This window comes from Dictyobacter formicarum, assembly GCF_016587435.1.
On the sequence record NZ_BNJJ01000008.1, the window covers coordinates 81,509 to 94,849 of the forward strand.

Genomic DNA, 13,341 nt, shown 5'->3' on the forward strand with positions numbered 1-13,341 from the left:
AGAGCCTATCCCTAGACAACGGATAGGCTCGATTGTGCATGAAAGCTGTTGCGGGGGATGTGTGTGATTAAAGGTAGTGCTTAAACCAGTCGAGGGTGCGCTGCATATAGTCTAGTACATGTTTTCGTTCGGTCAGCCCATGGCCTTCACGTGGATAGGTTACCAGTTCGGTTGGCACCGTTTGCTCCTGGAGGGCACGATAAAAAGCATACGCCTGATTGACCGGGACGCAGGCATCTTTATCACCATGGACAATTAACGTTGGGGTCTGGACATGGTTGGCATAGGTGATAGGTGAACGTTCGCGATACGTGCTGGCGTTAGTAAGTGGGTTGGCTGGTTTGCCGATCTGACCCAGAAAGCGCATATCCCAATCCTGGATATTGGTTTGTGCATGGAAGCTATGAAAATCACTGATACCCGCACCCATAATGGCGGCCTTGAACAGCCTGGTTTGCGTAACCGCCCATGCCGTCATAAAGCCACCGTAACTCCAGCCCATGATGCCGATACGCTGACCATCGACAAGCTGCCGATTGACGAGGTACTCGACTCCTTTGAGCACATCCTGTAGGTCTTTTCCGCCCATATCGCCAATGACCGCATCGGCGAACGCGACACCCCTACCCATACTGCCACGAATATTGGGCCGGAGCACCACATAGCCAGCGGCAGCCAGAACCTGGGAACGATATGAATCCCAATCACTCTGCCAGACGCCCGAGGGACCACCATGAACATGGACCACAAGCGGCGGTAGAGTTGTGTCACTAGTCTTTTTAGGCCAGGTTACCAGTGCTTCAATCGACCAACCATCAACGCTTTCATAGTGAATTTTCTCCGTGGTGGCCAGTGCCAGCGTTTCTTCCGCGATAGGATTTAACTGTGAGCGGCGATGCCAGGTAATCGTAGGTGTGTGCTGGCTGTCAAGCGGCAGGTCGCCCAGCCAGACGTCATTTGGATGGTCCTCTGAATGAGTAGCCGCCACCTTGCGCAGATCGGGGGTGGCAGAAAGATGGGGCCACCCACGCTCGCCCAACAAAAAGTTATCCGAGACCGTAGTGAATGTGCCGCTGGCCTCTTCGAGCAACGCCACCCGTGCAGTCAGGCCATCCCAGCCAGCGCAAAGTATCCGCTGACCGTCCGGATGCCACTTCAGCCATGTTGGACTCCAATCGACGCCGGGTGTGAGATTGCGGACCTGATTATCGGTCAGAGAATGAACAAAAATGTCGCCCCCGCCACGATCAGGATCGCTCCATTCGCCGGAAACATAAGCCAGGCGTGTCCCATCCGGGGACCATGTAAGCGCAAAGGCCTGGCGCGTCAACTGGCTAACCTGGTGAATCGCGCCACCATGGGCAGCTACCAGACCAATCTGACCACGATACCAATCTGTTTCATTTGGACCCGTCGCATAATACAGGGCAAAATGCTGACTATCGGGCGACCAGGCATAGTGCCAGACTGTCAAGCCATTGGGGGTCACTGGCTCAGCAATGTCATAATCTGGGCGCACCGTCCACAGACGTGTATGGCGTCCTTGATCGGTATACTGGACCAATGGATCCTGTGGTTGAGGATCGCCTTCCACCGAGCAAAATGCAATGTATTTCCCATCTGGCGACCAGGAAACATTACTAATACCATTGGGCAGAGAACAGACCTGGCGCTCATCACCCGTCTGTACATCTTTTAAATAGAGCTGAGCATGATTATTGCCTTTCTCGCTCTCAACCTTTGAAGCAAAGGCAATTGTGCGACCATCCGGAGACCAGGCGGGAGCACTATCTTTGCGCACACCTTTTGTTAATGGTTGAGGATCCCCATTCTCTGCATCCGTTATCCACAGCCGATTCTGGTATTTATCCTGTCCTGGTAACCATTCGCCCAGCAGAAAGGCAATTTTTGTACCATCGGGTGAAATTACTGCATTGGAAGCTGCGCGAACGCTAAAAACAGTTTTAGGCGTAATAGTTTGTTTTTGAACCGATGTTTTCGAAGCTGATTGATGACTACTGTGAGTGATACTCATACGACTCATTTCTCTTTTTTTCATATCCATCTAAGCTGCAGAGATGCTAGCTAGAACCGGCCACAAAAAATAAGGTAGGTGCAGGAGAGCAAGCCTCTCCTTTAAATCCTGGTATACTTAAGTATATCTTCTTCTTTACCATTTGTGTATGCTGATAAAATCTGAAACTCGAGCTGAAAGTTTATGCAGATAAAGAAGACACTTTATAAAAATTTGAACTTTTCATCACATATTCTATACAACTTAGTTCTATACTGATGATGATGCTGCAGAGGAACTTGATAGTACCAGTGAGCATAAATGCCAGTTTTTGTGGACATCTGTATGATACTCTGATCTCTGCGGGAGTATGGCATCCGTACAGCATGGATCGCGCTAACGCTGCATCCTTACTGGTACTTGATATTCTCTTGTTCTGTAAACCTAACTCTCTGCCACCTCTGCAGTATTTTCCCTCTCTACCAAATTCCTTCATTACTGATATTGCATTGAACGTGATCTTGCTGCTATTATTCAGTTTTGAATAGTTAAATGTAAATGATTGGGAATAAACGATGGCGATCCAGCAAACAACGGATGTAATCATTATTGGCGGTGGGGTAATCGGCTGCTCAATTGCTTATTTTTTACGTAAAGCCAATAGAGAGGTTATGCTCTTTGAGCGTGGAGAGATCGGCCAGCAAGCCTCTGGTGCTGCTGCAGGACTACTCGCGCCCCTGGGTCCTATTCCCGGACAAGGAGCCTTTGCCGATCTGCTGCTTGCCAGTTTTCAGCAATTTCCAGCCCTGGTTCCAGAACTAGAAGGCATGAGCGGATTGCAGTTGGGCTATACACAGACCGGCTCCATCCGTGTTGCTCGTAATGCCAGGAGATTGGCGCGTCTCAAGCAACGTTTTGAGACCTGGCAAGCGTTTGATCTCAAGCTCGCCTGGTTAAATGGAGACGAGGCACGACAGCGCGAGCCATGGCTTGCCCCCAATGTATGTGGTGCGATCTATGTGCCGGCAGAAGCGCAAATTAATGCCGCACAACTGGTACAGGCGTACGCGATCGCCGCCGGTAAGCTGGGAGCGCAGCTGCATACACAAACACCTGTTGTCAGATTGCTGCACAATGGGAAAAAAGTTGTGGGTGTAGAAACTTCACAGGGAGGCATCATAACGTGTAAGCACCTGGTGCTAACGGCGGGCGCCTGGTCGGACCAGTTAAGTTCATCGATCGGCATTAACCTTCCTGTCCATCCCCTTAAAGGGCAGATGATCGCTCTACCCATGCTGAAACCGAGCTTGCAGCACATAATCTTTGGCGAATCTATCTACGTTATTCCTAGAAACAACGAAATTCTGGTGGGTGCCACCAAAGAGGAGAAGGGTTTTTCTATTGCCGTAACCCATGCAGAGACTGATCAACTATATAAAAAGGCACTACGACTCATCCCAACCTTATCTACTCAGGATATAGAACGTAGCTGGGCCGGTATCCGTCCCGCAACACCAGATAGCCATCCCATTTTTGGACCGGTGAATGGCTGGGAAAACCTGGTGCTGGCGTGTGGACATAATGGTATTGGTATTCTGCTGAGCCCTTTAACTGGTCGTAGTATTGCCGAATATATTGTCACGGGACGGCTACCAGCCCTCCTGCAGCCATTTCAAGCCACACGTTTTCATAAAGATGATGCCCATAGTTTGACAGAGAAATAAGATCGAATATGACTTTTGGGGTATTACAAAAAGAGATGGCCGAATTGCTTGACAGAATAATACCACTATGGCATAATCAGCGAGCTGTCGAAACGAGACAATCACACTACTCTAAACCTATCGGGATGTGTGCTCCTGTCCCTTCGCATCCGCCACGGTAATGTGGCTCCTCTTCGAGATGGTAATCCCTCTCTCCCGAGTTTCCTTGTATACAGCCAACCCATGGTTTTTATTGCCTTTCTTGGGTTGTTATATTGATCAGGAAAGCGCGGGGCAGCGAGAAAACGAGATTTCGGAGCCAGCCAAAAAGTGGTTGGAAAACCGCTTGACAAAGCACAATGGATATGCGATACTACAGCACACGAGACAAGCGAACGAAAAAAGAACAAACGCTTGTCCACTGGTGAAACAACGGTTTTATCAGCCGGGTACCTTGACAACTGAAGAGTGGAAAGCAGAACAGCAACTGGAACAACAATACAAGTAACCAGTTCCTGTCAATTCGGTCCCAACGCAGTTCCCCTGCGATGGTGACCATAGAATCTGCGAAACAAGCCAATGTTATGTAACTTGGCCATGATCGCAACTTACCATGCTGTTTCACATATCTTGCAGAGATATGTGTCTATAAAAAAACAATTGGATGGCGAGTTTGATCCTGGCTCAGGATAAACGCTGGCGGCGTGCCTAACACATGCAAGTCGAACGCCCTTAGCAATAAGGGAGTGGCGGACGGGTGAGCAACACGTGGGTTATCTGCCTCCGGGTGAGGAATACCGGCGAGAAATCGCCGACAATACCGCATACGCTCGGCAACGAGCAAAGCTCGCAAGAGCGCCCGGAGATGAGCCTGCGCTCGATTAGTTGGTTGGTGGGGTAATGGCCTACCAAGGCGACGATCGATAGCTGGTCTGAGAGGACGATCAGCCACACTGGGATTGAGAACGGCCCAGACTCCTACGGGGGGCAGCAGTGAGGAATTTTCGTCAATGGGGGCAACCCTGAACGAGCAACGCCGCGTGCAGGATGACGGCCTTCGGGTTGTAAACTGCTTTTCTCTGGGACGAGAACGGACGGTACCAGAGGAATCAGCCTCGGCTAACTACGTGCCAGCAGCCGCGGTAATACGTAGGAGGCGAGCGTTGTCCGGAGTTACTGGGCGTAAAGCGCACGCAGGCGGTCAGATTAGTCTGTGGTGACAGTCGTCGGCTCAACTGACGAAGTACGATGGAAACTGTTTGACTTGAGGGCTTCAGAGGGACACGGAATTCCGGGTGGAGTGGTGAAATGCGTAGATATCCGGAGGAACACCAATGGCGAAGGCAGTGTCCTGGGAAGTACCTGACGCTCAGGTGCGAAAGCTAGGGGAGCGAACAGGATTAGATACCCTGGTAGTCCTAGCCGTAAACGATGACCACTAGACGTTGGGGGTATCGACCCCTTCAGTGTCGCAGTTAACACAGTAAGTGGTCCGCCTGGGGAGTACGGTCGCAAGATTAAAACTCAAAGGAATTGACGGGGACCCGCACAAGCAGCGGAGCGTGTGGTTTAATTCGATGCAACGCGAAGAACCTTACCAAGGCTTGACATGAACTTGCACCAGCCGTAACGGGCTGTCTCTTCGGAGCGGGTTCACAGGTGCTGCATGGCTGTCGTCAGCTCGTGTCGTGAGATGTTGGGTTAAGTCCCGCAACGAGCGCAACCCCTGTCGTTAGTTGAACTTCTCTAACGAAACTGCCATTTCAAAATGGAGGAAGGCGGGGATGACGTCAAGTCAGCACGGCCCTTACGCCTTGGGCGACACACACGCTACAATGGTCAGGACAAAGAGTGGCCAACCCGCAAGGGGGAGCTAATCTCGTCAAACCTGGCCTCAGTTCAGATTGGAGGCTGCAACCCGCCTCCATGAAGTTGGAGTTGCTAGTAACCGTAGGTCAGCACACTACGGTGAATACGTTCCCGGGTCTTGTACACACCGCCCGTCACACCACGAAAGTTGGCAACACCTGAAGCCGCTGGGCTAACCCTTCGGGGGGGCAAGCGTCGAGGGTGGGGTCAGTGATTGGGGTGAAGTCGTAACAAGGTAGCCGTACCGGAAGGTGCGGCTGGATCACCTCCTTTCTAGGGAGCTTGGACAAGGGTTGGAAGATACTTCCAACGTACATGATTGTCCCACTTCCAGGTCGAACAGGACACGGTCGCTGTGTTGCCAGAAGCGAAGCTGGTTTCCACTCTTGAGCTGTTGGGGTACAGCGTCTGCTCTCAGGGGAGCATGATGGCCAACAGTGCACCTGAACAACTGAATACGATCTATCTTCAATTTTGCTGAGCCAAGAAGGTCAGCGAGAGTTGAAGCAGAGGGTCGTCTGGTTGGAGTCATCCAACCAACGACACGAACAAGCATTCACATACATGATGAAGAAACGAAGAGAACAAGCTACACAGAGTACGAGGTGGATGCCTTGGCGCTAAAGACCGAAGAAGGACGCGGAGACCGGCGAAACGTTCGGGGGAGCTGCATACAAGCGATGAACCCCGAGAATCCGAATGAGGCAACTCCTCCAGAGTGATGTCTGGAGACCGCCTGCTGAACACATAGGCAGTGACGGGGGGCAGTGGGTGAACTGAAACATCTCAGTAACTCGACGAACAGAAATCAACCGAGATTCCCGTAGTAGTGGCGAGCGAACCGGGAAGAGCCCAAACCAGTGGTTCTTCGGAACCAGTGGGGTTGTAGGACCGACAACAAAGGACCCTGGCTTACTTGAACACGTTGGAAAGCGTGACCAGAGCGAGTGAGAGTCTCGTAGAGGACGAGCGAGGGGACTGGGTCGGGATCCTGAGTACCACGAGACACGTGCAATCTTGTGGGAAGCTGGGGGGACCACCCTCCAAGGCTACACATCTTTAGCGACCGATAGCGAACAAGTACCGTGAGGGAAAGGTGAAAAGCACCCCGAGAGGGGGATGAAAGAGACCCTGAAACCACGTACTCACCAGCAGTCAGAGGCCACTGTTCCGTTGCGGGACCAAGGGCTGATGGCGTGCCTTTTGTAGAATGATCCGGCGAGTGCATCGTCGTAGCCTGGTTAACCAGCGCTAAAGCTGGGGAGCCCCAGGGCAACCGAGTCTGAAGAGGGCGGATGTTGCGGCGATGCGACCCGAAACCGTGTGAGCTATCCATGAGCAGAGTGAAGCGGATGTGACAGTCCGTCGAGGCTCGCACCCACCAGTGTTGCAAAACTGGGGGATGACTTGTGGATAGGGGAGAAATTCCAATCGAACACGGAGATAGCTGGTTCTCCCCGAAATGTATTGAGGTACAGCTGTATGTTGTACTATCCTGGAGGTAGAGCTCTGGATGGGCTAGGGGCCTCGTGCAGGTTACCAAACCCAAGCAAACTGCGAATGCCAGGACAGCATGCATGCAAGTGAGACGGCGGGGGCTAAGCTTCGTCGTCAAAAGGGAAACAGCCCAGACCATCGGCTAAGGTCTCCAAATCCATGCTTAGTGTCAAAGGGGGTCACAACGCCCAAACAGCCAGGATGTTGGCTTAGAAGCAGCCACCATTTAAAGAGTGCGTAATAGCTCACTGGTCGAGTGTCGTGGCACCGACAACGTATCGAGGCTCAAGTATGGTACCGAAGCCATGGAATCCATCGCAAGGTGGATTGGTAGGGGAGCGTTCTGTTGGGCAGAGAAGCCAGACCGCGAGGACTGGTGGAGCGAACAGAAGTGAGAATGCCGGAATGAGTAGCGTCATGTCTGTGATAACCAGACACACCGAATGCCTGAGGGTTCCTGGGCACCGTCAATCGTCCCAGGGTGAGTCGGGTCCTAAGCCGAGGACGTCACAGTCGTAGGCGATGGAAAGCAGGTCAGAGATTCCTGCACCGGAGATGCTCGTTAGGAGCAATGGGGGGACGCGGTAAGGAAGGTGAGCCCATCGATTGGACAGGATGGGTCTGTGCGTTGAAGTGCGAAACCGAGGCAAATCCCGGTTTCCTGTGCATGACACGTGCAGCGAGCGGACGACAAGTCCGCGGAAGTCATCGGCCCCTAGGCCGCCAAGAAAAGCCTCTCGCCAGAGTCGTCTCCGCCCGTACCGCACACCGACACAGGTAGGCAGGGGGAACACTCCCCAGGTGATCGAGCGACCCTCTGTTAAGGAACTCGGCAAATTGACCCCGTACCTTCGGAAGAAGGGGTGCCCTAGTAGCTTTCAGGTTTGCCTGGGGGTGAGGGGGTTGCAAGAAATTGGCTCAACCGACTGTTTACCAAAAACACAGGTCTCTGCGAACGCGCAAGCGGAAGTATAGGGGCTGACTCCTGCCCAGTGCCGGAAGGTTACGAGGAGCGGTGTGCGTAGCTGCGAATCTAAGCCCCGGTGAACGGCGGCCGTAACTATAACGGTCCTAAGGTAGCGAAATTCCTTGTCGGGTAAGTTCCGACCCGCACGAAAGGAGTAACGAGTTGAGCACTGTCTCGACAGAGGACTCGGCGAAATTGAAGTACCCGTGAAGATACGGGTTACCCACGACAGGACAAAAAGACCCCGTGGAGCTTTACTACACCTTGACCCGGAAACGAGGCAGAGCGTGCGTAGCATAGGTGGGAGTCGGAGAACCTACCCTTGTGGGGGTAGGGGAGACAGCAGTGAAATACCACTCTCGGTGTGTTTTGTTTCTCACACGTCACCGTGAGCCGGGACGTGGACAGGATCAGGCGGGTAGTTTGACTGGGGCGGTCGCCTCCCAAAGAGTAACGGAGGCGCCCAAAGGTTCCCTCAGGGTGGATGGACATCACCCATAAGAGTGTAAAGGCACAAGGGAGCTTGACTGCAAGACGGACAGGTCGAGCAGGGACGAAAGTCGGGCTTAGTGATCCCACATTCCCGAGTGGAAGGAGTGTGGCTCAACGGATAAAAGCTACCCCGGGGATAACAGGCTTATCTTGCCCAAGAGTTCACATCGACGGCAAGGTTTGGCACCTCGATGTCGGCTCGTCGCATCCTGGGGCTGGAGTAGGTCCCAAGGGTTGGGCTGTTCGCCCATGAAAGCGGCACGCGAGCTGGGTTCAGAACGTCGCGAGACAGTTCGGTCTCTATCCGTCGTGGGCGAAGGAGAATTGAGGGGCGTCATCTCCAGTACGAGAGGACCGAGATGGCTCGACCGCTGGTGTGCCAGTTGGCCTGCCCGGGCCAGAGCTGGATAGCTATGTCGAGAAGGGATAAGCGCTGAAAGCATCTAAGCGCGAAGCCGCACCCAAGACGAGTTCTCCCATTCTCTGCGGAGAATCAAGATCCCAGGAAGACGACCTGGTAAATAGACGACACGTGGACACCTGGTAACAGGCGGAGCGAAGTCGCCCTAATGATCGTACGGCTTGTTTCACCCATTGTATCTTCATCATGGAGCGCGTGAGTGCCCTCGGCTTCAGCTCGGCTGACTGCTGGCTCGGCAAAATTGAGGATAGATCGTATGCAGTTGTGCAGAACCAGAGAGATCTTACTTGGCAGAAGTAAGGTCTTTTTTGTTTTCCTAATATTCAGAAGCGGCTCAATTTGAGCCACTTCTGGTAATGCCATTATTGTAACGTTCACGGAGCGCCCTTGATTTGATCTGGCCTCTTGGAATACAGGTAGGGCAGTTACAGAAAGATCGGCCATGGGCATGGGGCATATAACGCCAGCCGTGCAACTGTGAGATCGGGCGCACCTTGCTAATCTCTTTCTTCTCAATTTTTCGCGGCACAATAATCTCATATCCCTGCGGATCTTTGACTTGCATGATCATCGCAATCGCCTGACTAAGCGGCACCTGCTGATGAGGATGGTTATAGCGGCCAACGGAAACAATCTCCTTGTTGGTCAGGCGGAAATAGACTGCAATATAGGTGCGTTGCCCATTGCGTTTGAGTTCGCGCAGCCACTGATATGAGATATAGTGATTCTGGAGCATCGGCATACAATATACTCCCCATCTCCCTTTAATCCCAGCCTGTAAGATATACCTGACATTTTTCTCTGATGTTAGATGGACCATCATTGGCATGCAGGTTCCTTCCTTACTATAGCGCTAAATAGCCCTTTACTTAAAAGGTATGGGTGTGATTGTGTTGATGGTTATGGCTTGGCTCATCCTCATGACTATGGTTATGGGGCTGCCCCACATAGGGCACATGAGCATCAATGATGCTGCGCCGCTGGTGCGGAGGGACACGAAATTGTTGCTCAAGCCAGGCAATAATAGTGTCAAGCCCAATTTCTTCCTTGAGATTAGTGAACACAAACGGCCGCTCACCACGTTTGAGGCGAGCATCCCGATCCATAACTTCGAGCGAGGCGCCCACATAGGGAGCCAGGTCGATTTTATTGATAACCAGCAGGTCCGAACGCATAATGCCGGGACCACCTTTACGCGGTATTTTGTCTCCTCCCGATACGTCGATGACATAGATCGCGACATCAACCAGCTCGGGACTAAAAGCGGCCGCCAGGTTATCGCCGCCACTTTCGACAAAGATCAATTCGAGTCCAGGTAGGCTTTCTTCCAGATCGGCAATGGCTTCAAGATTCATCGAGGCATCTTCCCGAATAGCCGCGTGAGGGCAGCCCCCTGTCTCTACGCCGCGCACACGCTCCTGAGGCAGCGTACCCTGGCGCAAAAGAAATTCAGCATCTTCCCGCGTATAGATGTCATTGGTGACAACCGCCAGACTATATCGTGGCCAGAGCCGCCGACTCAAACGATCTACCAGCGCAGTCTTGCCACTGCCAACCGGACCAGCAATACCCACACGAAAGGCCCGCGTAAAATTAGTATCAGTCATGTAGTCCTCTTCTCTTTATCCTGTCAAAAAGTCAGGGAGCGCATCGATTTGACCATCCAGTTTAAAACAAGAAGTAGCGCTGCGCCAGCGGCAGAACCTCGGCCGGTTCGCAGGTCAGTAGTTCGCCATCCGCTCGCACCTCATAGGTTTCTGGATCAACCTCAATATCGGGTGTAGCAGCATTATGAATCATGTTTGCTTTACCGATATGGCGACAATTGTCCACCGCCACCGCCTGCTTTTGTAGTCCAATTTTGCCCGGTAAGCCAGCCTCCAGAGCTGCTTTGGAGACAAAGGTCAGACTGGTCGCAGCCGTTGCCTGACCGAAGGAACCAAACATAGGACGATAGAGTACCGGTTGCGGTGTGGGTATAGACGCGTTGGCATCTCCCATCGCACTCCATGAAATGAAGCCGCCTTTGACAATCATTTCTGGCTTTACCCCAAACATAGCTGGCCTCCAGAGCACAATATCGGCCAGTTTACCCGGCTCAATTGAGCCGATATATCGCGACACTCCGTGTGTGATGGCCGGATTGATTGTATATTTGGCCACATAGCGCTTAACGCGAAAATTATCATTGCGGCTACTATCAGGTGCCAGCGGACCACGTTGTACCTTCATTTTATGTGCAGTTTGCCATGTGCGCGTAATGACTTCTCCAATTCGCCCCATAGCCTGCGAGTCACTGGAGAGCATGCTGAAGACCCCTAGATCGTGCAAAATATCCTCAGCGGCAATGGTTTCGGGTCGGATGCGACTCTCAGCAAAAGCAACATCTTCAGGCACCTGTGGATTAAGGTGGTGGCAGACCATTAACATGTCTAAGTGTTCGGCTAATGTATTTATAGTAAAAGGCATCGTAGGATTGGTCGAGGATGGCAGAATATTCTGATATGAAGCTATGCGGATAATGTCGGGCGCGTGGCCCCCCCGGCCCCTTCGGTATGATAGGTGTGGATCGTCCTCTGGCCGATGGCCTCAATCGTATCCTCTACAAATCCGGCCTCATTAATCGTATCAGTATGAATAGCTACCTGGATATCATATTGGTCCGCGATTTTAAGACAGGCATCAATCGCGGCCGGTGTGGTGCCCCAGTCTTCGTGTAATTTGAGCCCACAGGCTCCTGCAAGCACCTGCTCTTCCAATGGCTCACTTGTTGAGGTATTCCCTTTGCCAAGAAAGCCGAAATTGACAGGCCAATGTTCTGCTGCTTGCAGCATGCGTGCCAGATTCCAGGCTCCTGGCGTACAGGTGGTCGCATTGGTGCCCGTTGCGGGACCCGTACCACCGCCAATCATGGTCGTGATGCCGTTGGACATCGCCTCATAGACCTGTTGTGGAGAAATAAAGTGGATGTGCGAGTCGATTCCACCAGCCGTCACGATCATATTCTCACCAGCAATCACCTCGGTTCCGGAGCCGACCACGAGTTCAGGATCAACGCCGTCCATCGTATCGGGATTGCCGGCTTTTCCGACCTTGACGATGCGTCCATCCCGAATGCCGATATCCCCTTTGACGATGCCCCAGTGGTCGATAATGATCGCGTTGGTGATTACGAGATCCAGGGTGCCAGGAGTTCCCTCGCGGGTGGCGCGACTGCTCTGGCCCATGCCATCGCGGATCACCTTGCCGCCACCGAAGGTGATTTCGTCGCCGTAAACGGTATAATCCTTTTCAATCTCAATCAGTAACTCGGTATCAGCCAGCCGTACGCGATCGCCGGTCGTGGGACCATAGAGATCAGCATACATCTGGCGAGGGATGCGTAAGCTCATACGTGTTGCCCTCTCGTTAATATTTATAATAGCTGAGTGTCTTGCTCATGATTATCCTGCGATCCACAAATATTCCTGTGACGAAGGACGTTTGTGATGTTGCTGGTCACCTTTGTTCGATGAGAGTCTTTCTCTAGTATACCGTGAAAACGAAAGATTGGTATTTGATAGGGAGCATCATGTGGTTGTTTTGTACATACTAAAGGATTCCCATGGTTATGGGTAGTGGCAATATGTTGAATCCTGTCAGGTGTGGCAAGTTTAGCAAGGGCGATATCGATTTTGCTAGCATTGACTTTGGCTGATCAAGGCCAGGTGTTTGCAGATTTGGCAGACATGGGTATCTACCGATATCTCTAGTTGAGGTAAGCCCAGGATACGTGTAAAATGCTATCACTAGGATCTCGCTTCTGATAGAGTTTTACATATATCCTGAGCCTACCTCTAATAGGCCATGACGACAACGAACACGAGAAGCGTTGCGAAAGCTCGTCCAACTGCCAGCATGGTCACAGGAATAAACTCTTCCTCCTCTAGCTGGTGCGGCGGGATCGGCCCAGAGCCAGCCCACCGATGGGCAGGGCGATCAGCCCCAGCACCAACGCCGCGGCACCACCAGCTACTCCGTTGCCAGTGCCGAGACCACCGGTGGCCAGGGCCAAAACCAGCCCGCCATTGACTGCGACGATGAGCCCTAGCACCAGGGCCACGATGGCTCCGCGTCGCCTGGAGGCGGTGCCGAAACGACTGGCGGGACGCCTCAGGGCCCGCCAACCGATGACCAGGGCGATCAGCCCCAGTGTAGCGGCCGTGGTGGCCCAGAGTCGCTGGGGGGTCGGGCCGTAAACCGTGGTGGCGGCTGGATCGGAAAGGTGCGTGGCCATCAGCACGGCCTCCCCGAGCACCCCGAACAGGACGATTGCAGCCAGGAAGGCGAGAATAAAAGTGAAGATTCGTTTCACAGGTTGAGTGTTTTGCATATGATT

The 13,341-nt window shown here is 52.7% G+C and carries 5 protein-coding genes, 2 rRNA genes and 1 pseudogene; 3 read left to right on the forward strand and 5 right to left on the reverse strand.

Annotation, left to right across the window (positions count from 1 at the left end):
- Positions 1–67: 67 nt before the first annotated feature.
- Positions 68–2,035 (reverse strand): S9 family peptidase, encoded by a 1,968-nt coding sequence (locus JMI88_RS15180; RefSeq protein ID WP_201362731.1) that lies wholly within the window; start codon positions 2,033–2,035, stop codon positions 68–70.
- Between the two features lie 554 nt (positions 2,036–2,589).
- Here JMI88_RS15180 and thiO point away from each other — a divergent pair.
- The 3 genes from thiO (at position 2,590) to JMI88_RS15195 (ending at position 9,132) form a co-directional block, all read left to right on the forward strand.
- Positions 2,590–3,738 carry a glycine oxidase ThiO gene (gene thiO / locus JMI88_RS15185; protein WP_201362732.1) on the forward strand — a complete coding sequence of 383 codons (1,149 nt, stop codon included), beginning with the start codon at positions 2,590–2,592 and terminating at the stop codon, positions 3,736–3,738.
- A gap of 640 nt (positions 3,739–4,378) precedes the next feature.
- Positions 4,379–5,859: ribosomal RNA gene (locus JMI88_RS15190) — 16S ribosomal RNA — on the forward strand.
- Between the two features lie 309 nt (positions 5,860–6,168).
- Positions 6,169–9,132: ribosomal RNA gene (locus tag JMI88_RS15195) — 23S ribosomal RNA — on the forward strand.
- Together the 16S and 23S rRNA genes form the textbook arrangement of a ribosomal RNA operon.
- A gap of 165 nt (positions 9,133–9,297) precedes the next feature.
- Here JMI88_RS15195 and JMI88_RS15200 read toward each other — a convergent pair.
- The 4 genes and pseudogenes from JMI88_RS15200 to JMI88_RS40680 form a co-directional block, all read right to left on the reverse strand.
- Positions 9,298–9,705: a hypothetical protein gene (locus JMI88_RS15200; protein ID WP_201362733.1), complete on the reverse strand. Its 408-nt coding sequence runs from the start codon at positions 9,703–9,705 to the stop codon at positions 9,298–9,300.
- 127 nt (positions 9,706–9,832) lie between these two features.
- Positions 9,833–10,570 (reverse strand): urease accessory protein UreG, encoded by a 738-nt coding sequence (ureG, locus tag JMI88_RS15205; RefSeq protein WP_201362734.1) that lies wholly within the window; start codon positions 10,568–10,570, stop codon positions 9,833–9,835.
- Positions 10,571–10,631: 61 nt separating this feature from the next.
- A pseudogene (gene ureC, locus JMI88_RS40675) lies at positions 10,632–12,355 on the reverse strand (urease subunit alpha).
- A gap of 533 nt (positions 12,356–12,888) precedes the next feature.
- Positions 12,889–13,335: a DUF6223 family protein gene (locus JMI88_RS40680; RefSeq protein ID WP_373323850.1), complete on the reverse strand. Its 447-nt coding sequence runs from the start codon at positions 13,333–13,335 to the stop codon at positions 12,889–12,891.
- Positions 13,336–13,341 lie beyond the last annotated feature (6 nt).